The following is a 23,867-nucleotide window of genomic DNA, read 5'->3' as shown; positions in this document are numbered from 1 at the left end:
GACGGGAGGGCCTGAGATGCGCACCGCCCTCGTCCTCGGCGCCGGCATGGTCGGCATCGGCGCCGCCCTGCATCTGCAGAAGCGCGGCTTCTCGGTGGTCGTGGTCGATCGCCGCCCCCCCGGCGAAGAGACCAGCCACGGCAATGCCGGAATCATCCAGAGCGAAGCGGTCGAGCCCTACGCGATGCCGCGCGACGTGCCGAGCCTCGCCAAGGTGGCGCTCGGCCTGACCAACGACGTCCATTACAAGCTCTCGGCGATGCCCGACCATGCCGAACCGATCGCCCGCTACTGGTGGAATTCGGAAGCCCACCGCCATTCGGCGATCTCCGAGGCCTACGCCTCGCTGATCGCCCATGCCGCCCCCGAGCACGACCTGCTGATCCGCGAGGCGGGGGCGGAAGCGTTGATCCGCCGCGACGGCTATCTGGCGCTGCATCGCCGCCCCGCCGGCTTCGAGGAGGGTATCGCCGAGGCGCGCCGGATCGGCGAGCACTACGGCATCCCTCACCGCATCCTCGATGCGCCCGCCGTGCGCGCGCTCGAACCGGCGCTGGTCGGACCGATCGCCGGCGCCGTCCATTGGACCGATCCGTGGACGGTCAGCGATCCGGGCGGGCTGGTGAAGGCCTATGCGGCGCTGTTCACCCGGAACGGCGGTACCCTGCGGATCGGCGACGCGCTGAGCCTGAAACCGGCGCGATCCGGCTGGTCGGTCGCCACCGCCGATGGACCGATCGAGGCGGAGATCGCCGTCGTCGCGCTCGGCCCCTGGTCGCCCGACGTGCTGAAGCCGCTCGGCTATACGTTTTCGATGCTGCGCATGCGCGGTTACCACCGCCACTATGTCGGCGGCGCCACCCTCGCCCGTTCGTTCTACGACGAGGATTGGGGCTACGTCCTGGCGCCGATGGCCCGCGGCCTCAGGATCACCACCGGCGCCGAGTTCACCGGCCGCGACGCGCCCGCCACCCCGGTGCAACTGGCGCGCGCCGAAGCGGCGGCCCGCGATCTCCTCGACCTCGGCAACTCGGTCGATCCCGACCCGTGGTTCGGCGAGCGCCCGGTGCTCGCCGGCATGCTGCCGATGATCGGCGCCGCACCGAACCATCCCGGCCTGTGGTTCGACTTCGGCCACGGCCACCAGGGCTTCACCCTCGGCCCGGTCTCCGGCCGCCTGCTCGCCGAGATGATCGCCGGCGAAGCCCCCGGCGTCGATCCGCAGCCGTTCCACCCCTGACGGCGGCACCCAGCGGCCTCGGGTTTCGAGGACGACACCGTCGCAGCGGCCGATCCGCGGCCGCCGGCCATGGACGGCGCGCCGGCCGACGGTCGGCGTGGTCGCCGCGCCGCGATCGCTTCGCGGATCTCGGAGCTCCCCTCCGGATGCATCCACGGCAGCGTCGTCATCCCGTCGCCGTTCCACGATTTCATGATGACCCGCGGCCAGAAGGCGCCGAATTCGACGAAGCGGCAGAGCGGCTCCGGATCCGGGCTCGGCCCGTGGAAACCGCCGACGTGGTGGCCGCGGGTGAACATTCCGGTCGGGGGCAAGTTCAGGCCTTGCGCCGGATTGAAGCGCAGCGTCTTCCAGGCGGTGGCGATGCCGCCCGACGAGGTCCGACCGTAGCGCCAGACCCCGCCGCGCCGCCGCGAGTGGTGGTGTACGGGCGCGCCACACACCTTCAACACCACGAACAGATCCGTTCTTGGTCCGTTGCCCCGAGGCGACGCCGGTGACGTCGCGCGTCTGCGCCCGTGCCGCACCGATGGCGGCCGATCGGCGCGTCAGCGCGGCGAGGCTTCGGCGAAGTCTTCCTGGAACTCCCGCAGCTCGACCGGATTGAGATCGGACACCGCCCAGAAGGCGAGCCCCGCCTGGGCCCAGCGAATCATGCTGTAGCCCTCCCGGCTCGCGGCCCGGCTGCCGAGCCCCGCGTCCGGCCAGACGAACAGATTGATGACGTGCCCGTTGCGGCGATAGACGAGCGCGGCGACGACGCGGCCACCGACATAGTCGAGCCGGCCACCGGCCAGCGGGAAACCGCGCGCCGCCAGATCGATCACCGGCGGCGAGAAGTCGACCTTTCCGGCGAACCACGGCTTCACGGTGTGGCGATCGGACGTCGCCACGTCGGTCAAGTGATCGGCGAGCAGCGAGCGGACGTGGCTGGCGACCAACTGTGGCTCCGGCCCCTCCTCCGGGCGCGGCGTCACGACGAGGACGACGGCGACGGCGAGCGCGGCGAGCGACGGCACCAGACTCCAGCGACCGACCCGATCGAGGAGCGCCATCGCGTCGCCCCCGAAGCGCGACGGCGCGACACGGCGCCGAAGGCCCGCCGCCGCGGCGAGGGCGTCGCGGATCTTGTCCTCGAGGTGCGGCGGCGCGCGGTGACGCAACTCGGGCCGAGCCAGTGTCGCACGGACGGCGCGGATCCCGGCCAGCCTGCGCCGGCAGGCTTCGCAGGTCTCGAGGTGTCGCTCGCAGGCGAGGGCATGGGCGGCATCGATCTCGCCGTCGACCAGGCCACCGAGCAACGGCGCCCATTCCTCGCAGGCATCGTCGACGTTGCCGCGGTCTTCGGTCATCGCTCGACTCCTCCGCGCGAGAGCGCCGTCCAGCGGACCGCGAAGGCCTTGCGCGCCCGCGCGAGCCTGGACATCACCGTACCGATCGGGACGTCGAGGATCTCGGCGATCTCGCGATAGGAACAATCTTCGATGTCGCGCAGCACCAAGATCTCCCGCACCGCCTCCGGCAGGGTGGCGAGGACTTCGCGGACCGCCTGCGCCTCGCTGCGGCGCAAGAGATCCGCCTCGGGATCGCCCGTCGCCGCGATCGCCTCCAACGGATCGTCCTCGCCGTCGGCCGTCTGCGCATGGGCCGTCGGGGCCCGCCGCACACGGTCGCGCCAGTCGAGGTGACAGTTGCGGACGATCGCCAGAAGCCAAGCCCGGGGACTGCCGCCCTGGCGGGTTTCGACGGCGCGGAAGGCGCGCAGACAGGCCTCCTGCACCACGTCCTCGGCCACGTCCGCGTCGCCACAGAGATAGCGGGCGAGGTCGTAGGCCGCGTCGATATGGGGCAGAATCTCGATCTCGAACCGGCGTACCGTGGTGTCGGCGGCGCCGGCTCGGGACGTGGCGGTCCGACGTCGTGCGCCGTCGAACCACATCGCGAAGGCAAGGAGACCGGCGCCGACGCGGTCCCGCCACCCGGCGACGAGCGGGGTGGGAGACCATCGGCCGATCGGGTCCGCGCCGACATGGGCGATCAGGGCACCAGCGAGATCGAGCATCGGTGCTTTTCCTCTGTCGGTGCGTCGTCAGGAGGCGACGACCCGGATGATCCCCACCATGTGGGGATGCAAGGAACAGAAATATTCGAAGGTCCCGATCGCGGTGAAGGTGAAGGAGAAGCCCTCGTCGGTATCCAGCACCGGCGAGCGAAAGCTGCGATCGCTCGCCACCACAGTATGGGGGATGTCGTCACCATTGGTCCAGGTGACGGTGGTTCCCGCCGTCACGGTGATGTCGGTCGGCGTGAAGGTGAAATTGTCGATCCGCACGGCGACGGTGCCTATCCCTGCCGAAAGGGCGGTCGGCAGGGCGTCGGCCGCCGACGCCGGTGCGACGCCGGGAGCGCCGACGGCGACGAGGATCGCGACGGCGATGGTCGCGGGACATACCTTGATCATGGATCTCATCTCGATGTCGCAACGGAAAGATCGGACGCGAGCCTCACGGCCGCTTGGCGCCGCGATCAGCCGGCGAGCGGACGATCGACGATGGCGAGCGGGCCGTCGCCGCTCACCACATCGACGGTGGCGATGCCGAGCAGCTTGCGCAACTCGCCGGCCGGCACCTTCAGCGGCCCCGGCGAGGGCGCCGTGCCCGGCACCGGCTGGGGGAAAGCGGTCGAACGGGCGGTATGGAAGGTGACGTTGCCTTCGATCTTCTGCATCACCTGATGGATGTGGCCGTTGAGCACCGTGACCGAGCCGAAGCGCTTCAGATGACCGAGGGCCTGGGCGCCGTCGGCGGTGCCCCAGCCCCATTCGGCCGCGACCGTCCACAACGGGATATGGGCGAAGACCACGATCGGCGTGCTCGACGGGAGCCCGGCGAGATCCCGCTCGAGCCAGGCGATCTGGTCGGCGCCGAGGTTGCCCAGTCCGCCGGCCTTGAGATCGACGACGTTGACCAGGCCGACGAAGTGCACGCCGTTCTGGTCGAAGCTGTACCAGCCGGCGCCGCGCGAGCCCTTGCCGTAGCGGGCGAGGTAGGACTTGCCTCGGCCCTCGTCGAGCAGGTCGTGTTCGCCGGGAACGAAGAACATCGGCAGCCCGACCTCCCGCAGGATCTGGTCGGCGTCGTCGAACTCCTTGTCCTTGGAGAGATGGCTGATGTCGCCGGTGTGGATCACGAAGGACGGCTTCACGGGCAGGCCGGCGATCCGCCCGACCGCCTCGCGCAGCGTCGCCGTCGCATCGGGGTTGGCGGGTTTGTCGAAGCCGACGTGGCTGTCGCTGATCTGAAGGAAGGTGAAGGGAGCGGCACCGGTGGGCGCCTCGGCGGCGAGCGCTCGGGTCAGGCCCAGGCTCGACGGCAGGCCGCCGCCGATCGACCACAGGACACCGGTGCCGGCCCAGGCCATGCATTCGAGAAAGCCACGACGGGCGATGCCGTCGGCGTCGAGTTTCGGGTCGTCGTCGTGATGGCGCATGGTTTGCTCCCGTCTCGTTCAGGGGCGTGATGCCCCACGGGGAGAGAGACCGGATGCCGGGCCGACTTATTCCGCCCCCGGCCGATTTTTTCGTCGCGGAGGCCGATCTGACGTGCCTCGACGATTTTGACGTGGTCGCCGCCAGTCGCTCGGAGAGCGTATTCCCGAGGGGATCGCCGATCGGCGCCCGTCGACGGCGCGGGCGGGTCCGCCCGCGCACACCGGGGGACGGCGTCGCCGCCGCCCTGGCGCCGAGCCCCACCGTGGCCTAACAATCCATTCGCATCACTCGGTCGAAAGCGGACGCGGCGCGTCGCCCGCTCTCGACCTCCCGAAGCGTTTCCGGAACGGCGGCTTCCATGCGGCTCTCGATCTTCACGCTGTTCAAGATCGGCATCGGGCCGAGCAGCTCCCACACCATGGGCCCGATGCGGGCCGCCCGGATGTTCGTCGACGAGATCGCCGAGGGCGGCCGATTGCCGGAGGTCGCACGGGTCTCCTGCCGGTTCTTCGGCTCGCTCGGCGCCACCGGTCGCGGGCACGGCAGCGACACCGCGGTGATCCTCGGCCTCGCCGGCCATGCGCCCGAAACCGTCGACGTCGAGGCGATCGCCGGTGTTCTGCGAGAGGTGCACGAGCGGCGATCCCTGAGCCTGCTCGGACGCCGACCGATCGCGTTCGACGCAGCGAGCGATCTCGCGTTTTCCCCCGACGAGATCCTGCCCTTCCACGTCAACGCCCTGCGCCTCGTCGCCGCGGACGCCGGCAGCGGCGAGATCCTCGATCGGATCTATTATTCGGTCGGCGGCGGCTTCGTCGTCGACGGCCAGGACACGGCCGGCTCCGGCCTGACGATCGCCGCCGACGCCCCGCCGGTGCCCTACCCTTTCGCCTCGGCGGCCGAGTTGATCGCCCGGGCGCGCGGCGCCGGCCTGTCGATCGCCGCCCTGGTGCGCGAGAACGAGCGCACCCGCCGCAGCGACGCCGAGATCGCCGCGGCGATCGACGACATCTGGCAGGCGATGCAGAGCTGCGTCCGCCGAGGGCTGGCGACCGAAGGCACCCTCCCCGGCCGGCTCGCGGTCCGCCGCCGCGCCGCCGCGCTCTACGCCGCGCTGATCTCGCGACCGGAAGCCGCCCTCAGCGATCCGATGCAGATCCTCGACTGGGTCAATCTCTATGCGCTCGCGGTCAACGAGGAGAACGCCGCCGGCGGCCGCGTGGTGACCGCGCCGACCAACGGCGCGGCCGGCATCGTCCCGGCGGTGCTGCATTACTACACGCGCTTCCTGCGGGGCGACGCCGCCGGCGTCGCCGATTTCCTGCTCACCGCCGGCGCGATCGGCCTGCTCTACAAGCTCAACGCCAGCATCTCCGGCGCCGAGGTCGGCTGCCAGGGCGAGGTCGGCGTCGCCTGCTCGATGGCCGCCGCCGGGCTCTGTGCGGTGATGGGCGGGACGCCCGAGCAGGTCGAGAACGCCGCCGAGATCGGCATGGAGCACCACCTCGGCCTGACCTGCGATCCGGTCGACGGTCTGGTCCAGATCCCTTGCATCGAGCGCAACGCGATGGCCTCGGTCCAGGCGATCAACGCCGCGCGGATGGCCCTGCGCGGCGACGGCAAGCACTTCGTCAGCCTCGATCAGGTGATGAAGACCATGCGCGAGACCGGCGCCGACATGATGACCAAATACAAGGAGACCGCCCGCGGCGGTCTCGCCGTCAACATCGTCGAGTGCTGAGCGCAACGTCGAACGCCGCCGCGGGAGACCCACGGCGGCGTCGAGGCAGAGCCGTTCGGACCGTTCAGAGGCCGAGCAGCTTGAGGATCGCCGGCACGCTGAGGATCGCGGTGTAGTAGCCCATGAACTGGACGCCGGTGTTGAAGCCGAGCACCCGGTAGAGCAGGCCGCCGACCAGACCGACCGCCACCACCACCAACAGACCGAGAATGCCGCCCTCCCACAGGCCGATGACCAGCACCAGACCGACGAAGGTCCCGACGATCGCCTCGTGGCTGATCTTGCGCGAGACATAGGCCGCGGCGACGCGGGCATAGTTCATCGCGAAGGGATAGGCGACGAGCGCCGCCAGCACCACGGCGAGCAGGCCGTAGCCGAGGAACTCGCCCGGGGTCATCAGGGTGTGGAGGTTGACGATCTTGCCGGCAGCGGCATCGATCGAGAACCGCGGCGGCGCGTTGAACAGCGGCGCGGCCGGGCCGGCGGCGACCGGCGACAGGGGCAGACCGAAGGCGATCAGCGGAATCAGCGCCTCGGCGATGTAGGTCGATTCGGTCACGCCGTTCCGCACGCTGAGCACCGAGGTCAGGCGGTGATAGGCGTGTTTGATGCGCGAGCCGACCACTTCGCCCATGATCACCGTCATCGCCACCGGGCTGAACACGAAGGTGGCACTCGACACCGCCGCGGTGCCCAGGGTCCAGCCGATCTGCGAGCGGTCGAGCACGCGGAATGGATTGGGGAACCAGCCGCCCCAGCTCTTGACGTCGGGGGCGAGCGAGAACTTGCGGTGTCCGTCGCGGACCATCTTGCGCCGCTCGAACGGCGACAGGACGCAGAACAGATCGGTGATCAGCGGTCCGATGGCGATGCCGAGGAAGTAGCTGATGCCGAGCTTCACGCCGTATTTCGCGGTGTAGGTCTGGAGCGCCAGGATCACCAACACGAAGGGAACCAGCGCCAGGATCGCGCCCCAGCGGCCGGCCGAGAAGTAGGCGATCAACACCGCGGCGGCGAGGAACAGCCAGGGCGCCCAGGCGGTGATCGACTGACCGAACGGCGCCAGCAGCAGGGCGAAGCCGACCGACAGCGGCACCGCGATGAAGGCGGCGATCAGACCGCCGGAGATCATCTTGCGCAGCGCGATGTGGGGAATGCCGAGATTGCGGGCGATCGTCGCCTGTTGCAGCAGCGGCACCGCCATGGTGTCGCCGGGAATCCCCAGGAGCGCCGTCGGCACCGCGTGGGTCATGTGTTTGGAGACCGCGCCGGCGAGCCAGAAGGTGAAGACGCCGACCGGCGGCACGCCGAGCAGCACCACCAACAGGGTGATCGGGGCGAGGGTCGTGGTCTCGTCGGTGCCGGAGATCAGGCCGATGCCGGCGAAGACCACCGCACCGATCAGGCCCATGCTGACGGCGATCAGGATGTCGTAGAGCAGACCGTCCATCTCACACCTCCTTCACGGTGGCGGCGGGCGCCGCGGCGAAGGTCTCGTAGAGGCCGACCTCCTTGAGTTCGGCGAGGGTCGCCGGCGACAGCGAGGCGAAGTCGCCGAGCGTGCCGGTCTCGCTCTCGAGCTGAGCCAACGCCTCGTCGCGCCAATGGGGATCGACCGCTTCGTCGACCACGTCGCGCTTGGGCGGGAACAGCTTGGCGCAGACCGCGCCGGACACCACGCAGCCGCCGAGGCCGGCGAGCATGGCATAGGCCTGGGCCAGCGCCGGGGTCGGCGCCAGCGACGCGAACAGGCGGCCGGCGACGAGATAGGTGGTGACGCTGATGATCGCGGCGATGACGATGGCGCCCGCCAGATGACGGGTGTCGACCACGTCGCCCCACAGTTCGACGAAATGGGTCGGCGCGTCCCGCGTCGCCCCCGGTGGGGGAATCGAGTTGGATGACATGACCTTGAGGCCCTCCCTTGGACTTTTTCGGATCGGCGTGCGCTCCGATCGCTGCGGATCGGGGGCCGTCGTCGTCTTCTTGTTGGTGCTGTCTCTCATCGACCGACCCCTGCCGGGTCCGTCGCGACGCTGTCTCCTGCTGGTGCCGGGTCCGCCGACCGGGCCGTTGCGGTCCGGTCGGAATCGGTTCGGATAGGGCGGAAGCCCCTCAGCCGCGGATTTCGGCGAGGATCTCCTTGGCGCGATCGGTGCGCACGTCGTGGGCGGCGGCGAGCCGGGCCGCCACCACGTCGATCTCGGGCCCGACGGCGCCGGCGACGATGGCGATGTTGCGGGCGTGCAGCGCCATGTGGCCGCGCTGGATGCCCTCGGTGGCCAGCGCCCGAAGCGCCCCCATGTTCTGGGCGAGGCCGACGGTGACGATCACCTCGGCCAGTTCCTGGGCGCTGCCGACCTTGAGGATCTGCAGCGCGGCGCGCGCCGCCGGATGGGTCTTGGTCGCCCCGCCGACCAGACCGACCGGCATCGGCAGCTCGAGCGTGCCGACCAGATGGCCTTCCTTGTCGACCTCCCAGGTCGACATCGAGGTGTAGCGGCCGTCGCGCGCCGCATAGGCATGGGCGCCGGCCTCGACCGCCCGCCAGTCGTTGCCGGTGGCGACCACCACCGGATCGATGCCGTTCATGATCCCCTTGTTGTGGGTGGCGGCGCGGTAGGGGTCGATGCGGGCGAATTCATAGGCGTCGAGAATGCCCTCGATCATCCGCGCGCCGCTGTAGGTCTTGGTGGCCAGCGACGCTTCGGAGACCCGGACGCGGGCGCGGGCGAGACGCAGGTCGGCGAGGTTGGAGAGGATGCGCAGGCGGACTTCGCCGCCGGTCAGCGCCTCCAGCGTCGGCGCCACCGCCTCGGCCATGGTGTTGACGGTGTTGGCGCCCATCGCGTCGCGCACGTCGACGATCAGATGCAGGATCACCATCGGCCCGCGATCGCTGCGCGGGAAGACGTGGATCTCGATGTCCTTGCAGCCGCCGCCGAGCCCGACCAGCACCGCGTCGCGGGCATTGGCGATCGCGAGGATCTGGTCCCGCGCCGCGAGCAGCTTGAGGCGGGCGCCGTAGGGGTCGGAGAGCCCGAGGATCTGCACCTGGGCGCGCATCAGCGGCAGGGTGCTCGAGGTCTCGAAGCCGCCGTTGTCGCGGGCGATGCGCGCCATGTAGGACGCCGCGGCGACCACCGACGGCTCCTCGACCACCATCGGCACCAGATAGTCGCGGCCGTTGATCTGGAAGTTGGTCGCCACCCCGAAGGGCAGCTGGAACGTCCCGACGACGTTCTCGATCATGCCGTTGGCGAGGGTCAGCGGCAGAGCGTCGAGCGACGAGAGCGCTGCGACGGCTTCGGGCGTGAGCGAAGCGGCCTTGGCCAGTGCATCGAGTCGTTCCGCGGGAGTCAGGCTGCGGTAGTTCTCGAGACGCGAATTCACGCCGGCCGACGAGCCGGTTCCCTGGGGCGACATGTTTCCTCCGTCGTGTGTTCTTGCGCCGAATGACTTGGCGGTGACGCTAAATTGTCCTATTTATGATGGGACAATCAAGGGACGGTTTCGTCGATTTGTGGAGCTACTGTCCCAGTCCAACGAGCGGACACACGCCTTGGCCGACCTCGCACGCCGCGCGACGCGGACCGATCGCATCGTCGAACAACTGAGTGCGCGCCTCCAGGCCGGCGTCTGGCGGATGGGCGAGCGCCTGCCCTCGGTGCGCCAGGCGGCGGCCGAGAACGGCGTCTCCAAGAACACCATGGCCGAGGCCTACGACCGGCTGGTCGCCCGCGGCCTGCTCGAGGCGCGGATCGGCTCGGGCTACTACGTCGCCCAGGCCGCCCGCATCGCCCCGCCCGCCGTGCTCTCCCACGTCAGCGAGGCGGTCGATCTGGTCTCGCTGCTGCGCGAGCAACTCGATCAGCACTACGAGGTCCGCCCCGGCGACGGACGGCTGCCGCCGGCCTGGATGGAAGGCTCGGAACTGCGTCGCTCGTTCCTGCCCCAGCGCGGCGAGAGCGCCGACGCCGTCGAGTTCGGCTACGGCAGCAGCCGCGGCTATGCGCCGTTGCGCGAGCGGATCCGGGTGATGCTGCTCGAGCGCTCGATCGACGTGCAGTCGGAGGGCGTGCTGCTCACCCACGGCGCCAACCACGCCCTCGACCTGATCATCCGCCAATACGTCGCCCCCGGCGATGTCGTCTTCGTCGACGAGCCCGGCTACTACCCGCTGTTCGCCAAGCTGGCGCTGGCCAAGGCGCAGATCGTCGGCATCCCGCGCCGCCCCAACGGGCCCGATCTCGATGCGCTCACCAACGCGCTGGCGATCCATCGGCCGACGCTGTTCTTCACCCAGTCGCAGGCGCACAACCCGACCGGCGGCATGCTCACCCCGGCCGTCGCCTTCGGCCTGTTGCAGGCGGCGGCGCGGAGCGGATTCCGCATCGTCGAGGACGACGTCTTCGCCGACATCCTGCCCAACACCGCGACCCGCCTCGCCGCGCTCGACGGGCTGCAGCGAGTGCTCTATGTCGGCGCCTTCTCCAAGACCCTGTCGGCGAGCCTGCGCTCGGGCTACGTCGCCGCCGACCCGGAGACGATCGCCGCGCTGTGCGATCTGAAGATGGTGACGACGGTCGCGACCTCCGATTTCGTCGAACGTTTCGTCTTCGGCCTGATCCAGGGCGGCCATTATCTGCGCCACCTGCGCCGCCTGCGCAGCCGCCTGGAGGAGGCGCGGCGCCAGTCGGTCGCCGCCCTCGAGGGGCTCGGACTGACCGTCGAAGGCCGCGCCGAGACCGGCTTCTACCTGTGGGCCGAACTGCCGCCGCACATCGACGAACTCGAACTGTGCCGCGCCGCCGCCGCCCGCAGCATCTTCCTCGCCCCCGGCGACGTGTTCCATCCGACCCGCAGCGCCGACCGCCGCCCGGCGCTGCGGATCAACGTCGCCTATGGCGCCGACCCGCGTTTCGACGACTTTCTGCGGACCGCCCTGTCGGCCGGTCCCCCCATCGAGAGGAGCCTTCTGCCGTGACCTTTCCGAAACATGTGAGGATCGTCGAGGTCGGTCCGCGCGACGGCCTCCAGAACGAGGCCGCCCGGATCGACACCGCCACCCGCATCGACCTGGTCGAGCGGCTGATCGCCGCCGGCCTCGAGTCGATCGAGGTCGGCAGCTTCGTGTCGCCGAAATGGGTGCCGCAGATGGCCGACAGCGCCGAAGTGCTCGCCGCGGTCGTCGGGCGCCCCGGCGTTTCCTTCCCGGTCCTGGTGCCCAACGACAAGGGCCTTGCCGCCGCGCTCGCCGCCGGCGCCCGCGAAGTCGCGGTCTTCGCCGCCGCCTCCGAGGCCTTCTCGCAAAAGAATCTCAACTGCTCGATCGACGAGAGCCTCGCCCGCTTCGCCCCCGTCATGGCGACGGCGCGCGACCGGGGCGTGCGGGTGCGCGGCTACGTCTCCTGCGTCCTCGGCTGCCCCTATCAGGGCGAGGTTCCGGTCGCCGACGTGGTCCGCGTCGCCCGCCGGCTGATCGACATGGGCTGCTACGAGGTGTCGCTCGGCGACACCGTCGGCGTCGGCACGGCCTCGGCCGCGGCCCGCATGGTCGCGGCGGTGGCGGCCGAGATCCCGATCGAGCGCATCGCCCTGCATTTCCACGACACCTACGGTCAGGCACTGGCCAATACGCTGGCCTGCCTCGACCTCGGCGTGGCGGTGATCGACGCCTCGGTCGGCGGCCTCGGCGGCTGCCCCTACGCCGCCGGCGCCAGCGGCAACCTCGCCACCGAAGATCTCGTCTACATGCTGAACGGCCTCGGCATCGACACCGGCGTCGACCTCGACCGGCTGATCGGCGCGGCGCAGTTCATCTCCGCGGCGCTCGGCCGTCCGGTCGCCTCGCGCGTCGGCCGCGCCTTGGGCGACCGCGTGGCGCGCGCCGGGTGATACCCACGACCGCCCGGTGATCGCCGTCGCCCCGCCTCTGGTGGGCGCGGCGGCGCACCCATGCCACTGACGCACGGCGGATCCGCCGCCAACGCATTGCCGGCATATGATGAGCTACCATATCATATGCCGATGATGGACCCGACCTCCCCCCCTCCCGACCCGCGCGACCAGCGTCGCACCGTGGCCGTCCGCCTGATGGACGCGACGCGGTCGATGCGCACCTATGCCGACCACGTGGCGAGCAGCTACGGCACCACGCTCGCCCAGTGGAAGACCCTCAAACACCTGATGGACTGCGACGGCGGCAATCAGGTCGATTTGGCCGAGAAACTCGAAATCCAACCGATTTCGCTGGTGCGCCTGCTCGATCGCATGGCCGCGCAGGGCCTGATCGAACGGCGGCCCGACCCCGCCGATCGTCGCGCCAAACGGATCTACATCACCGACGCCGGGCGGGATCTCAGCCGGACGATGACCCCGATCGCCCGGGAAATCGCCGTGGAGCTCACCGCGGGCCTGAGCGACGACCAGATCGCGGAACTTCTCGCGATGCTCGAACGGATCAACGGCAATGCGCGTCGCGCCATCGATCAGGCTCAGTCCGACGCTTCCGCTCCTCGCCTGCCCGCCGCATCGGAGGTCCCCCATGTCGACTGAATCCTCCGCGCTCGGATCGACGTCCGCCCCTCCGAAACGGCGTCTTCGGACGCTGCTGCTGGTCGTCGTGCCGCTCGTCGTCGCGGTCGCCGCCGGATGGATGTGGCTCGCCAGCGGACGCTGGGTCTCGACCGACAACGCCTATGTCGGCGCGCAGAAGGTGCTGATCACCCCGGAGGTCTCCGGCCGCGTGGTGTCGATCAGCGTCGTGGAGGGCGCGCGGGTGGCGAGCGGCGACGTGCTGCTGGCCGTCGACCCGGTGCCCTATCGCCTCGCGCTCGACGAAGCCGAAGCCCGCCTCAACGCCGCGGCGGCCGAACACGCCTCGCTGGTCGCCACGGTCGCCAGCCTGACCAAACAGATCGACCTCGCCAAGGAGACCGCCGATCTGCGCGGCGTCGACTTCGAGCGCAAGTCGGCGCTCGCCGCCTCGCGATCGGCGTCGCAGTCGGACGTCGACGTGGCGCGGATCGCCTCGGTCGCCGCCCGCACCGCCGTCGAGCAGTTGGAACAGGCCCGCCGGTCCGCGGTCAATCAACTGGTCGGGCGCACCGACCTGCCGCTCGCCGATTTTCCCGCCTATGCGGTAGCCCAGGCCGAAGTCGCCAAGGCGCGCCGCAATCTCGAGGAGACGGTCATCCGCGCGCCACTGGCCGGGATCGCCACCCAGGTGGCGAGCATCCAGATGGGGCGCTGGGTCGCCGCCGGCGACGCGATCTTCGCCGTCGTCGGATCCGATCGGGTGTGGGTCGACGCCAATCCCAAGGAGACCGACCTGACCTGGGTGAAGCCCGGCCAGCCGGTCGACGTGACGGTCGACGCCTATCCCGACCGGGCGCTGCGCGGCCGCGTCGCGGCGATCAGCCCGGGCACCGGCTCGCAATTCTCGATCCTGCCGGCCCAGAACGCCTCCGGCAACTGGGTCAAGGTGGTGCAGCGGGTGCCGATCCGCATCGAATTCGACGGCGACGAGGCGCTCGCCGACCTGCGCTCGGGCATGAGCGCCACGGTGGCGATCGACACCGGCCACCGCCGCTCGCTCGGCGACCTGTTCGGCCACCGCGATGCCCGCGCCGAACGGCCCGAGCGGACCGGGGTCGCGACGGCCGGCAGCGCCGCGCCGACGGCGACCGCGCGGTGAGCGCGACCGCCGGCCCGGCGGCGACCGGGCACCGCGCGCTGTTGACCGTCTGCCTGATGATGGCGACGATCATGCAGGCGCTCGACACGACCATCGCCAACGTCGCCCTGCCCTACATGCAGGGGTCGCTGTCGGCGACCCAGGATCAGGTCAACTGGGTGCTGACCTCCTACATCGTGTCGGCGGCGATCATGACCGCGCCGGTCGGCTGGCTCGCCATGCGCTTCGGCACCAAGCGGGTGCTGATCGTCTGTGCGGTCGGATTCACCGTCGCCTCGATGCTGTGCGGGCTCGCCCAGTCGCTGACCGACATGGTGCTGTTCCGTCTGTTGCAGGGCATCTTCGGCGCCGCCCTGGTGCCGCTCAGCCAAGCCGTGATGATGGCGATCTATCCGCCCGAACGGCGCGGTCAGGCGATGGCGATCTGGGGCATGGGGGTGATGCTCGGGCCGATCCTCGGGCCGACGCTGGGCGCCTGGCTGACCGAGACCTGGACCTGGCGCTGGGTGTTCTTCGTCAATCTGCCCTTCGGCATCGCCACGGTGCTCGGCCTGATCGCCTTCATGAAGGAGACCGATCTGCGCGAGGGCCATGCCTTCGATTGGTTCGGCTTCGCCATGCTGTCGCTCGGCATCGGCGCGCTGCAACTGATGCTCGATCGCGGCGAAACCCTCGGCTGGTTCGAATCGCCGGAGGTCGTGGCCGAAGCGGCGTGCGCGGTCGCCGGGCTCTATTTCTTCCTCGCCCATTCGCTGACCACCGCCAAGCCCTTCATCCCGATCGCCATGTTCGCCGATCGCAACTTCACCATCGGTGTGATCTTCATGTTCCTGGTGGGGATGATCCTGTTGGCGACGCTGGCGCTGGTCACGCCCTATCTGCAGCTGATCGTCGGTTACCCGGTGCTCGACTCGGGCTTCCTGCTCGGCAGTCGCGGCGTCGGGACACTGATTTCGATGATGGTGGTCGGTCGGCTGCTGCGCTTCATGGACGCCCGGATTCTGGTGTTCTTCGGCATCGTCGCCTCGACCTGGGCGACCTGGAGCTTCGTCTGGCTCGCCCCGGAGACCTCGGCCCTCACCTTCGTGGTCAGCAACATCGTCCAGGGCATCGGCCTCGGCCTCTTGTTCGTGCCGCTGAACACCATCGCCTTCGCCACCCTGCCGGCGGCGCTCCGGACTGAAGCGACGGCGGTGTGGTCGCTGATCCGCAACATCGGCAGCGCCATCGGCGTGTCGATCGTCGTCGCGCAGCTGACCTCCGGCACCACCGTGATGCATGCCCGTCTCGGCGAAGCCCTGACGCCGTGGAACCTCGGTCTCGCCGATCCCGCCGCGGCGACCCTGCGCGGTGCCAGCGCCGCCGGCCGCGCCACGCTCGACGCGATGGTCACCGGGCAGGCGGCCCTGATCTCCTATTCCAACGACTTCCTGCTGATGGCCCTGGTCGGGCTCGCGACCTTTCCGCTCCTGCTGTTGCTGCAGGACACGCGGGCGGCGCAGATGTCCGGTGGCGAGTCCGCGCCCGCCCTCGACTGACGGCGAGGCCCCTCCCCGGCGGCGCCGTCGTCACGGCGCCAGCCAGGCCGGATGGCGCGCCGACGCCCGCCCGGTCACCGCCGCGTCGATACACGCGCCGAGACTGCCGAAGCGCACGCCGCGCTCGACCAGACCCGGCGCGTAATGGGCGTATTTGCCGGAATTGGTCATCAGATTGCGCGCCGTCGGCGGCACGATCGGCTCACCGAGCATGCACCAGCAGGTGTCGGTGACGAACGCGACGCCGAAACGCTCCGCCGCCGCGACGTGCCCCGCCCGGGTCGCCGCGTCGTGCACGGCACGACCGCAGGTGACCACCACGGCGACCTCCGGCGAGCGGGTCCGCCCGGCCACGGCGTGCGCCAGCGCGGCGCATTCGGCGAGCGAAAAATGCGGATTGCCGAGGCTGACCAGCCCGATTTCATCGGTGGCGGCGCCGTTCAGCTCGTCCCAGGCGCGGCGCAGATCGGCGACGCCGACGGCGATGCGCCGGGTCGCGTCCTGCCCGGCCGCCTCCGGCGTCACGCCGGCGATGTGCAGCATCGGCGCCGCCGAAGTGGTGCCGAAGGCGGCGCAGAAGGCCTTGAGGTCGTCGGCGGTCGGAGCTGCCGCCTCGAGGCCGAAGATCACCGGAATGTCGGCACCCGCCACCAGCCCGCAGGCGTAGCCGGCGAGCGGCCAGAAGGCGTCGTCGGCGGCCTCGGGCCGGACGACGTCGAGCGCCACGGTCGCCCGCCGCCCCGCGTCGAGGTGGCAGCCGGCCGCCGGCGCGCGCCCGGTCAGCGCGATGCAGATGTCGAGATAATCGGGAACCTTCATCGTCCGCGCGCCGATCACGCTGTTGGCGTAGACCACGGCGTTGGATTCCGCCCAGCCGATCTGTTCGCCGAACACCGGCGCATCGTCGAGCAGATAGGGCGCGCAGGTGAAACTCGGCTCGGCCCCCATCGCGACATAGGCGTCGGCCAGCGCCGAAGCCGGCACGCCGAGGGCGGGTGCGACGCCCTGGCTCGCCCAGCGGCGGCGATCGACGGAAATGGCGTTGAGCGTGGTCGGCACCCGCACCCGCGCGCCCCACTCGACCAGCAGCTCGGCGAAGCGCAGGCCGGCGCGCCCGGTGTAGATGCAGCCGTCGACGTGCACCCGGGTGACGTCGATCAGTTCGCGCGCCCCCTGAATCGCCGCCATGCGCCGGATGATCTCGAACGCCACCTGCGCCGCCCGGCCGTGACGGCCGTCGAGAAATGCGCGATCGAGCGGCGACAGCCGCAGCGCGGCGGCGACCTCCCGCTCCGCCCCGTCCGCGGCCGCGGGCTCCGCCGTCGATGCGACCGGCGCATCGGTGGCGTCCTCGCCGTCCGCGGCCGTCACGATCAGACGCCCGTCTTCGATGCGCGCCTGGGCAAAACCGGCGAGCCGGGCGAAATCGTCGCGCGCGATCTGCACCACGGCCAGGGAGCGATCGAACACCAGTTCGGCCACCAGCGCCCCCAGCGTCAGGATCTCCTCCGCTTCACACACCACGATCGCTGCCGGCGCGCGGCCCGCCAGGATCATCTCCATCAGCACGCCGCTGCCGGTACACGACCCGCGCCCACTCGGGATCGCCAGCACCCGCCCCGTGACGCAGGCCCCGGCGAGCGGATGATGCCGATCGATCACGTTTCCCGTCTCCGGGTCGACGCCGCCCCAGAAGCTGAGCCCTTCCGACGCCGTGAGGAGCGGGCCGGCGGCGCCGGCACCGGCGAGCGTGCGCGCGGGGATCGACAGGGACATGGGGCGACGACCTCGCGGGACGGTGGGACGGGAGCGGCCTCGCCGAGCGGCGGCCGTCCCCATCGAACGACGAACCGGGACCGCTTGTCGACCCCCGCGTCGCAGACGCGCCGGACGCACCGCCGGACGCACCTCGGAGTCTGCTCGCTCGTCGGCGCACCGACCGTCCCCCGAAACGACCGCGGGGCCGTCGACGACGGCCCCGCGAACGAGAAGTCCCTGTGGCTGCCGATCAGGCGGCGAACTGGGCGTCGAAGCTGCCGATCGCCATCCGCTGCTGCCGATCGGGGGCGAAGGCCGGGCGGTCGCCGGAGAACAGGATGCCGGTGGTGAAGCCGTCGTCGTCGGCGAGCCGGTGCATCGCCTCGTCCATCCGCGACGGCGGCGCGGCGTCGAGGCTCGGGTGGACGGCGTGCTTCCACTCGCGCTGCTCCTTGCGATAGGTCACGCAGGGGCTCAGCACGTGGACGAAGGAGAAGCCGGGGTGGCGGACCGCCGCGACGATCAGCTTGGCGACCTCCTTGGGCTGGCCGGAGAAGCCGCGGGCGATGAAATTGGCCCCGGCGACCAGCGCCAGACGCGCCGGCTCGACCGGCGAGATGCCGGTGCCGTGCGGCGTCAGCTTGGAGCCCGACCAGTCGGCCGAGGTGGTCGGCGAGGCCTGGCCCTTGGTCATGCCGTAGACCTGATTGTCCATGACGATGTAGGTCATGTCGACGTTGCGCCGGCAGGCATGAGTGAAGTGGTTGCCGCCGATCGACAATCCGTCGCCGTCGCCGCCCGCGGCGATCACCGTCAGGTCGGGACGGGCGAGCTTGACGCCGGTGGCGGTCGGCAGCGCCCGGCCGTGGACGCCGTGGAAGCCGTAGACGTTGGTGTAGGCCGGAATCCGCGACGAGCAGCCGATGCCGGAGACGAAGGCGACGTTCTCGTGGGCGACGCCGAGCTCGGCGAGCGCGGTGGTCACGGCGAGAAGCAACGCATGATGACCGCAGCCCGGACACCAGATCGGATCGACGTCCGACCGGAAGTCGGCGGCGCGCAGCGGCGCGGGGGCGTCCTGACGGAGGGCCAGATTGCCGCGAATGCTCATTGCATGCTCCAATCACTGAGACGCGCTTCGATCTCGACCGGGCGCACCGGCAGAGGTCCGGGCCGGGCGAAAGACTTCGTCGCGGTCGGGAGGTCGTAGTTTGCGCGCAGATACTTGAGGAATTGCTTCGAATGGCTCTGTTCGACGACGAGCAGCCGCTCGACGCCGGAAAGAGCCGCCGCCATCTCGACCGGACGCGCCGGGGCCAGCAGCCGCAGCGAGATCAGGCGAACCTCTTCGCCGCGCGCTCGCAGGCGAGCGGCGGCTTCGCGGGCCGGACCGGTGACCGAGCCCCAGGTGACGATCGCCACCGCGCCGTCGCCCTCGACGTCGGCCCAGTCGGCGCCGTAGTCGCAGCGGTCGAGCTTGCCCTGCCGCTTGTCGAGCTGGCGCTGATGATCGGCGGCCGCCGCCGAGGGCGTACCGCGCTCGCTGTGCTCGAGGCCGTCGGCGACATGGGCGAGACCGGGGGTGCCGGGGATCGCCATCGGCGACACGCCGCTCTCGGTCACCGCATAGCGGCGATAATTCGCGGTGTCCGCCGCTGCGACCAGCCGTTCGGCCCGGTACGGCCGATCGGGCGGACGGTCGGTGACCACCCGCGACTGGCCGAGAGACTGGTCGGACAGCACGATCGCCGGGGTCTGCAGCTTCTCGGCGAGATGCACCGCCCACTGGGTGGTGGCCAGACAATCGTCGATCGAGTTCGGCGCCAGCACCAGATGCGGCGCATCGCCGTGCAGCCCGTCGAGGGCGATCGCCAGATCCGACTGTTCCGACTTGGTCGGGATGCCGGTCGAGGGACCGCCGCGCATCACGTCGACCACCACCACCGGGGTCTCCGAGGCGACCGCCAGGCCGAGGGATTCGCTCATCAGGGACAGGCCGGGACCCGAGGTCGCGGTCATCGACGGCACGCCGGAGAAGGACGCGCCGATGATCATGTTGATCGAGGCCAGTTCGTCCTCGGCCTGGACCAGCACGCCGCCGGTCCTCTCCAGCGCCGGGGCCATCCATTCGAGGATTTCGGTCGAGGGCGTGATCGGATAGGCGGCGACGAAGCCGATGCCGCCGCGGATCGCCCCGAGCCCGGTCGCCTCGTTGCCGGAGATGTTCCAACGGCCGTCGGCGCTGCCCTCGCCGCGACCGAGCCGGGCAACCGGCGGATGCTCGGCGACCAGCCGTTCGCCGGCCTCGATCGCCGCCTTGGCGGCAGCGATGGTGGCCGCGCCCTTGCGCCCGAGCTTGGTCTCGATCGCCGCGACGAGGCCGTCCGGGTCGAGCCCGATCAGGCGCGCGGCGGCGCCGACGCCGACCATGTTGACGCGTCCGTCGGGGATCGCCTCGGCGGTCCGCTCGAAGGCGAGGCACAGGACTTCGGCGCCGCTGGCGACCACGAAGGCCGGGGTCTCGCCCTGCTCGTCGTCGACCAGGACCAGACTCTTCGGTCCGAGCGGCAGTTCGGCGGCGAAACGCGCGACGCTGCCCCAGTCGAAGGCGACCAGGAGATCGAAGCCGTCGCCGAGCGCGGCGACCGGCCGGTTCGACAGGCGCAGCATCGCGGCGGCCTCGCCGCCGCGGATCTGCGGCCCCATCGAGCGGCTCATCAGCCCGTAGAAGCCGGCCTTGGCGGCAGCGTCGAGGAGGATCTGACCGGCGGTCATGGCGCCGGCGCCACCCGAACCGGTGAACACCAGAGAGACCGAGCGGGAGGCCGGTGCGGCCGCGGGCCGTTCGAGGGTCGCGGTGTCGACGAGAGAATGCATGAGCGTACTCCACCCGGCGCGGCGATCCTGACGATCGTCACCGGGGACATTCGTTCCAGAGCTTGGGGGCGGTCCGACGGACCTGACGGTCGAGACGGCCGGCGGCGGCGCCGACGGGGCGCAGGCCGAACGGAGGTCCGTCGACTAGCGATCGGGTGTGGTCATCGTCTCGTCGGGAGCGTCCTTCGGGAAGCGCCCAGGGTGCGTGAGGGGAGCCGGAAATTCCGCCGTCCGGGACGCTCGTCTTCGAGCGGTCGGAGGGTCGGGAAGAGTACCGTCAGGGGGATCACGCCTCGGGCCATTTTCTGCGGCGGGGGAAGGAATCCGTATGAATCCCAAGTACCTCGCCGTGTTTTCTCGCTCAAGACGTCTAACCCCGTCGCGGTCGCCGTTCCAATGAATTCAACTGGCGTCGCCGATTACCATCGGTTATCAGTCGAGGCTTCCCGGTCGCCCCACGGGGCTTCCGGTCGGAGACCGCGATGCATTCGCCGCCCACTCTGCAGACGCTGTGCAGCCGCCTGCGCTACCGCCACCTGCACCTGCTCGACGCGCTCGGCCGCAGCCACAACATGCACGTCGCGGCGCAGCAGCTGAACATCACCCAGCCGGCGGCGACCAAGATCCTCCAGGACATCGAGGACCTGTTCGACCTCGAACTGTTCGAGCGGCTGCCGCGCGACATGAAACCGACCGAGATCGGCGAGTTCGTGCTGCGCTTCGCCCACGAGAGCCTCAACGTCGCCGGCAAGTTCATCGAGGAACTCGACCAGATGAAGCGCGGCGGCTACGGCGTCGTGCAGGTCGGCGTGACCTACGGCGCCGCCTTTCTGCTGTCGCCCTGCATCATGCGGATGAAGGAGCGCCACCCGCGCGTGTCGATCCGCGTGCTGGAGCGCACCAGCGATCTGCTGCTCGAAGAGCTGAAGGAAAAGACCCTCGATCTGGTGATCGGCCGCTACACCGGCGAGGACCAGCACAACTGGTTCGACTTCCGCGACCTCGGCGCGACGCGGATGTGCGTCGTCGCCAATCCGCACCATCCGCTGCTGAAGGAGACGGCCCTGACGCTGCATCGGTTGATGGACTGGCCGTGGATCGTCCAGCCGCTGACCACGCCGACGCGCCGCCTGTTCGAAGGCACGCTCGCCGATCACGGCCTGACCTGCCCGGTCAACATCGTCGAGACCACGTCGATCTTCACGACGCTGCAACTGCTGCAGGCCAGCGACATGCTGACGGTGTTGCCGAGCTCGGCGGTCGATGCCTTCGTCGCCCAGAAGCTCCTGGCCAAGCTGCCGCTCGACTTCGCGCGCCAGATCGAAGACTACGGCGTGCTGACCCGCCGCGGCGACCGGCCGTCGCCGATGACCCGCGAATTCATGGAGATCGTGCTCGAACTCGCCGGCGAGGAGATGCAGCGCTCCAACGCCGCCGACACCTGACGGCCGGCCGCGACTCGGCCGACCGACGATTCGCCCGTCGCCGTCGACCGGCGAATCGTCAGGCGACGGTGATGTCGTTGACGACCGCGATCACCCCCGGCGCCGACCAGGCGGTCGTCGCGGCGACGTTGCGCTCGTGCCAGGAGCGGACGGTGCCGGAGAGATGGACCTTGCCGTCCGCGGCGGTGACCGACACGGTGCGCTCGTCGAAGAACCACGAGCGATCGAGGGCATGCATGATCTGGTCGCTGACGTCGGCGACGTCGACCTTCGGCTTGATCTTGGTGTGATTGGTCAGCCCGATCACCCCCGACAGGCCGCGCACGTCGCGCTCGGCCGCTTCCTTCTGGAAGTTCCAGGGGACCTCGCCGGACAGGGTGATCCAGCCCTTCTCCACCGCGACCTTGATCGCATCGGGCGGCACCGCCTGATCCCAGGCGAGGTGTTCGACCGCCGCCTTGGCGATCTCGTCGTCGTTGCGCTTCAAGCCATAGGGCAGGCGCACTTCGAGTTCCTCGGCCACCGCCCGCACGCCCTTGACCCCGCGCGCCGCGGATTCCGCGGCGAACTTCTCCGGATAGCTGGCGACGTGCCCGGTCAGGGTCACCACCCCGTCCTCGGCGGCGACGCCGATGTGGGCCGCCGTGACGCTCGGCTCCCAGTCGAGTTCGGCGAGCACGGATTTCTGCAGTCGACTGTCGTCGGACATGGTGGTCTCCGCTGTCGAGGCCCACGGCCGGCGGCGCCCCGGGGCGCGGCCCGCACGCGGACGTGGCCGAGACGGCGCGATCGGCGCGATTCGCCGAAGCCGCTTGCCGGCCCCCGACCCTAGGTCGGATCGCCCGCCCGCCGACAGGCTCGGAATACACCCAAGCGCCGCCCGCGCCCGCCGCGCGAGCCCTCGTCTCGAGTAGATTCCGGGCCTCGTCCTCGCCGCGATCCTTCGCCAAGGTCGAAGCCGCACTCGCCCGCTCGCACCGCCCCGCGCCTCCCGCGACCGGCGGTGCGATCGGGCGTCGACACGCGCCCCGCCGGCCTCCGCGGGGCCGCCACCGGAGGGCCTCGCCATGGACGTGACCATCTTCAGCACCAAGCCGTTCGATCGCCGCTTCCTGTCGGCCGCCGCCGGGACGCGTCACCGCCTGACCTTCCTCGAAGCCCATCTCACCGCCGACACCGTGCCCCTGGCGCGCGGCGCCGGCGCGATCTGCCCCTTCGTCAACGATCAGGTCGACGAGAAGGTCCTGACCGAACTCGCCGCCCTCGGTGTCCGCCTCGTCGCGCTGCGCTCGGCCGGCTTCAACAACGTCGATCTCGCCGCCGCCAAGCGGCTCGGCATCACCATCGCCCGCGTCCCGGCCTATTCGCCCGAGGCTGTATCGGAATACACGGTGGCCCTGATCCTCGCCCTCGATCGCAACCTCCACCGCGCCTATGCCCGGGTCCGCGAAGGCAATTTCTCCCTCGACGGGCTGATGGGCTTCAATCTCGCCGGCCGCACCGTCGGCATCGTCGGCACCGGCCGCATCGGCGCCGGCGTCGCCCGGATCATGAAGAGCTTCGGCTGCCGGATCGTCGCCCACGACTTGACGCCCAACCCCGCCTGCGTCGCCGACGGGGTGACCTACATGTCGCTCGCCGAGCTGCTGCCGATCAGCGACATCGTCAGCTTGCACTGCCCGCTGCTGCCCTCGACCCGGCACATGATCGACAAGGCGACGATCGCCACGCTGAAACACGGCATGATGCTGATCAACACCAGCCGCGGCGGCCTGATCGAGACCACCGACGTGATCGAGGCGCTGAAGGCCGGGACCATCGCCCAGCTCGGCCTCGACGTCTACGAAGAGGAGGGCGACCTATTCTTCGAGGATCTGTCCGATCAGGTGATCCGCGACGACGTGTTCTCGCGGCTCCTGACCTTCCCCAACGTGCTGATCACCGGCCATCAGGCCTTCTTCACCGTCGAAGCGCTGACCGCCATCGCCGAGACGACCATGGCCAACCTCACCGCCTTCGAGACCACCGGCCACGCCCTGCACGAAGTGACCTGACCGAACCGCACCCCGGCTCGCCCGA

Annotated in this window: 20 protein-coding genes and 1 pseudogene; 9 read left to right on the top strand and 12 right to left on the bottom strand. The window is 70.3% G+C overall.

Annotated features, from left to right (window positions below):
* Window positions 1-16 precede the first annotated feature (16 nt).
* On the top strand, window positions 17-1,240 hold the full coding sequence (locus EYW49_RS13280) for an NAD(P)/FAD-dependent oxidoreductase (RefSeq protein ID WP_131310069.1): 1,224 nt from the start codon (window positions 17-19) through the stop codon (window positions 1,238-1,240).
* Window positions 1,241-1,404: 164 nt separating this feature from the next.
* Here the strand turns inward: EYW49_RS13280 and EYW49_RS13275 are convergent.
* The 5 genes and pseudogenes from EYW49_RS13275 to EYW49_RS13255 all read right to left on the bottom strand — a co-directional run.
* Window positions 1,405-1,683 (bottom strand): annotated as a pseudogene (locus tag EYW49_RS13275) (TIM-barrel domain-containing protein); the annotation flags it as partial.
* Window positions 1,684-1,788: 105 nt separating this feature from the next.
* Window positions 1,789-2,592, bottom strand: coding sequence for an anti-sigma factor family protein (locus tag EYW49_RS13270; protein WP_131310068.1), 804 nt, complete (start codon window positions 2,590-2,592; stop codon window positions 1,789-1,791).
* A complete protein-coding gene (locus EYW49_RS13265; protein WP_131310067.1) occupies window positions 2,589-3,302 on the bottom strand; it encodes a sigma-70 family RNA polymerase sigma factor in 714 nt (237 codons plus the stop codon). Before EYW49_RS13265 ends, EYW49_RS13270 begins: the two co-directional genes overlap by 4 nt.
* Window positions 3,303-3,329: 27 nt before the next feature.
* Complete coding sequence (locus EYW49_RS13260) at window positions 3,330-3,701, bottom strand: cupredoxin domain-containing protein (RefSeq protein WP_131310066.1); 372 nt, start codon at window positions 3,699-3,701, stop codon at window positions 3,330-3,332.
* A 65-nt stretch (window positions 3,702-3,766) separates the two neighbouring features.
* Entirely contained in the window at window positions 3,767-4,729 is a 963-nt protein-coding gene (locus tag EYW49_RS13255; RefSeq protein ID WP_131310065.1) for a metallophosphoesterase family protein, read from the bottom strand.
* Between the two features lie 359 nt (window positions 4,730-5,088).
* Here EYW49_RS13255 and EYW49_RS13250 point away from each other — a divergent pair, with 359 nt between their 5' ends.
* Complete coding sequence (locus EYW49_RS13250; RefSeq protein WP_131310064.1) at window positions 5,089-6,471, top strand: L-serine ammonia-lyase; 1,383 nt, start codon at window positions 5,089-5,091, stop codon at window positions 6,469-6,471.
* A gap of 64 nt (window positions 6,472-6,535) precedes the next feature.
* On the opposite strand, the gene EYW49_RS13245 is transcribed toward EYW49_RS13250, so the two are convergent.
* The 3 genes from EYW49_RS13245 to EYW49_RS13235 all read right to left on the bottom strand — a co-directional run bounded on the left by EYW49_RS13245 (window position 6,536) and on the right by EYW49_RS13235 (window position 9,897).
* The gene (locus tag EYW49_RS13245; RefSeq protein ID WP_131310063.1) at window positions 6,536-7,921 is read right to left on the bottom strand and encodes a tripartite tricarboxylate transporter permease; all 1,386 of its coding nucleotides are present in this window, start codon (window positions 7,919-7,921) and stop codon (window positions 6,536-6,538) included.
* Window position 7,922: 1 nt separating this feature from the next.
* Window positions 7,923-8,378, bottom strand: a complete 456-nt coding sequence (locus tag EYW49_RS13240) for a hypothetical protein (protein WP_131310062.1) — start codon at window positions 8,376-8,378, stop codon at window positions 7,923-7,925.
* Window positions 8,379-8,586: 208 nt separating this feature from the next.
* Window positions 8,587-9,897, bottom strand: a complete 1,311-nt coding sequence (locus tag EYW49_RS13235; RefSeq protein ID WP_131310061.1) for a hydroxymethylglutaryl-CoA reductase, degradative — start codon at window positions 9,895-9,897, stop codon at window positions 8,587-8,589.
* 136 nt (window positions 9,898-10,033) lie between these two features.
* Here EYW49_RS13235 and EYW49_RS13230 point away from each other — a divergent pair, with 136 nt between their 5' ends.
* From EYW49_RS13230 to EYW49_RS13210, 5 genes are read left to right on the top strand one after another with little or no spacing between them, the layout of a single operon-like run.
* Window positions 10,034-11,458 carry an aminotransferase-like domain-containing protein gene (locus EYW49_RS13230; protein WP_228259599.1) on the top strand — a complete coding sequence of 475 codons (1,425 nt, stop codon included), beginning with the start codon at window positions 10,034-10,036 and terminating at the stop codon, window positions 11,456-11,458.
* Window positions 11,455-12,369, top strand: coding sequence for a hydroxymethylglutaryl-CoA lyase (locus EYW49_RS13225; RefSeq protein ID WP_131310059.1), 915 nt, complete (start codon window positions 11,455-11,457; stop codon window positions 12,367-12,369). The genes EYW49_RS13230 and EYW49_RS13225 overlap by 4 nt, the downstream gene beginning before the upstream one ends.
* A gap of 60 nt (window positions 12,370-12,429) precedes the next feature.
* Window positions 12,430-13,029 carry a MarR family winged helix-turn-helix transcriptional regulator gene (locus tag EYW49_RS13220; protein WP_131310058.1) on the top strand — a complete coding sequence of 200 codons (600 nt, stop codon included), beginning with the start codon at window positions 12,430-12,432 and terminating at the stop codon, window positions 13,027-13,029.
* Window positions 13,019-14,170 (top strand): HlyD family secretion protein, encoded by a 1,152-nt coding sequence (locus EYW49_RS13215; RefSeq protein WP_165498241.1) that lies wholly within the window; start codon window positions 13,019-13,021, stop codon window positions 14,168-14,170. Before EYW49_RS13220 ends, EYW49_RS13215 begins: the two co-directional genes overlap by 11 nt.
* Window positions 14,167-15,708, top strand: a complete 1,542-nt coding sequence (locus tag EYW49_RS13210; protein WP_265937398.1) for a DHA2 family efflux MFS transporter permease subunit — start codon at window positions 14,167-14,169, stop codon at window positions 15,706-15,708. The genes EYW49_RS13215 and EYW49_RS13210 overlap by 4 nt, the downstream gene beginning before the upstream one ends.
* A 30-nt stretch (window positions 15,709-15,738) precedes the next feature.
* On the opposite strand, the gene lhpI is transcribed toward EYW49_RS13210, so the two are convergent.
* From lhpI to EYW49_RS13195, 3 genes are all read right to left on the bottom strand, one after another.
* Window positions 15,739-17,484: a cis-3-hydroxy-L-proline dehydratase gene (lhpI, locus tag EYW49_RS13205; RefSeq protein WP_131310056.1), complete on the bottom strand. Its 1,746-nt coding sequence runs from the start codon at window positions 17,482-17,484 to the stop codon at window positions 15,739-15,741.
* Between the two features lie 232 nt (window positions 17,485-17,716).
* Window positions 17,717-18,577, bottom strand: coding sequence for a 2-oxoacid:ferredoxin oxidoreductase subunit beta (locus EYW49_RS13200; protein WP_131310055.1), 861 nt, complete (start codon window positions 18,575-18,577; stop codon window positions 17,717-17,719).
* Window positions 18,574-20,343, bottom strand: a complete 1,770-nt coding sequence (locus EYW49_RS13195; RefSeq protein ID WP_131310054.1) for a 2-oxoacid:acceptor oxidoreductase subunit alpha — start codon at window positions 20,341-20,343, stop codon at window positions 18,574-18,576. Before EYW49_RS13195 ends, EYW49_RS13200 begins: the two co-directional genes overlap by 4 nt.
* Before the next feature lie 482 nt (window positions 20,344-20,825).
* On the opposite strand from EYW49_RS13195, the gene EYW49_RS13190 reads away from it, so the two are divergent.
* Window positions 20,826-21,788 (top strand): LysR family transcriptional regulator, encoded by a 963-nt coding sequence (locus tag EYW49_RS13190; protein ID WP_131310053.1) that lies wholly within the window; start codon window positions 20,826-20,828, stop codon window positions 21,786-21,788.
* Window positions 21,789-21,846: 58 nt separating this feature from the next.
* Here the strand turns inward: EYW49_RS13190 and EYW49_RS13185 are convergent, their stop codons facing one another.
* Window positions 21,847-22,497, bottom strand: a complete 651-nt coding sequence (locus EYW49_RS13185) for a BON domain-containing protein (RefSeq protein ID WP_131310052.1) — start codon at window positions 22,495-22,497, stop codon at window positions 21,847-21,849.
* Window positions 22,498-22,855: 358 nt separating this feature from the next.
* Here EYW49_RS13185 and EYW49_RS13180 point away from each other — a divergent pair, with 358 nt between their 5' ends.
* Window positions 22,856-23,842, top strand: coding sequence for a 2-hydroxyacid dehydrogenase (locus EYW49_RS13180; protein WP_131310051.1), 987 nt, complete (start codon window positions 22,856-22,858; stop codon window positions 23,840-23,842).
* The last annotated feature ends 25 nt before the right edge of the window (window positions 23,843-23,867 follow it).

This window comes from Siculibacillus lacustris, assembly GCF_004328075.1.
GTDB classification, from domain to species: Bacteria; Pseudomonadota; Alphaproteobacteria; order Rhizobiales; family Ancalomicrobiaceae; genus Siculibacillus; species Siculibacillus lacustris.
Note: the sequence above shows the minus strand (reverse complement) of the source record. Positions and strands in the feature narration are given on the sequence as shown.

Excerpts from the sequence above, each read along its gene's own strand:
- EYW49_RS13265 (WP_131310067.1), bottom strand. The coding sequence starts at position 3,302 with ATGCTCGATCTCGCTGGTGCCCTGATCGCCCATGTCGGCGCGGACCCG.
- EYW49_RS13240 (WP_131310062.1), bottom strand. The coding sequence starts at position 8,378 with ATGTCATCCAACTCGATTCCCCCACCGGGGGCGACGCGGGACGCGCCG.
- EYW49_RS13250 (WP_131310064.1), top strand. The coding sequence starts at position 5,089 with ATGCGGCTCTCGATCTTCACGCTGTTCAAGATCGGCATCGGGCCGAGC.
- EYW49_RS13255 (WP_131310065.1), bottom strand. The coding sequence starts at position 4,729 with ATGCGCCATCACGACGACGACCCGAAACTCGACGCCGACGGCATCGCC.
- EYW49_RS13280 (WP_131310069.1), top strand. The coding sequence starts at position 17 with ATGCGCACCGCCCTCGTCCTCGGCGCCGGCATGGTCGGCATCGGCGCC.
- EYW49_RS13220 (WP_131310058.1), top strand. The coding sequence starts at position 12,430 with ATGCCACTGACGCACGGCGGATCCGCCGCCAACGCATTGCCGGCATAT.
- EYW49_RS13215 (WP_165498241.1), top strand. The coding sequence starts at position 13,019 with ATGTCGACTGAATCCTCCGCGCTCGGATCGACGTCCGCCCCTCCGAAA.
- EYW49_RS13245 (WP_131310063.1), bottom strand. The coding sequence starts at position 7,921 with ATGGACGGTCTGCTCTACGACATCCTGATCGCCGTCAGCATGGGCCTG.
- EYW49_RS13235 (WP_131310061.1), bottom strand. The coding sequence starts at position 9,897 with ATGTCGCCCCAGGGAACCGGCTCGTCGGCCGGCGTGAATTCGCGTCTC.
- EYW49_RS13185 (WP_131310052.1), bottom strand. The coding sequence starts at position 22,497 with ATGTCCGACGACAGTCGACTGCAGAAATCCGTGCTCGCCGAACTCGAC.
- EYW49_RS13270 (WP_131310068.1), bottom strand. The coding sequence starts at position 2,592 with ATGACCGAAGACCGCGGCAACGTCGACGATGCCTGCGAGGAATGGGCG.
- EYW49_RS13260 (WP_131310066.1), bottom strand. The coding sequence starts at position 3,701 with ATGATCAAGGTATGTCCCGCGACCATCGCCGTCGCGATCCTCGTCGCC.
- lhpI (WP_131310056.1), bottom strand. The coding sequence starts at position 17,484 with ATGTCCCTGTCGATCCCCGCGCGCACGCTCGCCGGTGCCGGCGCCGCC.
- EYW49_RS13180 (WP_131310051.1), top strand. The coding sequence starts at position 22,856 with ATGGACGTGACCATCTTCAGCACCAAGCCGTTCGATCGCCGCTTCCTG.
- EYW49_RS13195 (WP_131310054.1), bottom strand. The coding sequence starts at position 20,343 with ATGCATTCTCTCGTCGACACCGCGACCCTCGAACGGCCCGCGGCCGCA.
- EYW49_RS13200 (WP_131310055.1), bottom strand. The coding sequence starts at position 18,577 with ATGAGCATTCGCGGCAATCTGGCCCTCCGTCAGGACGCCCCCGCGCCG.
- EYW49_RS13190 (WP_131310053.1), top strand. The coding sequence starts at position 20,826 with ATGCATTCGCCGCCCACTCTGCAGACGCTGTGCAGCCGCCTGCGCTAC.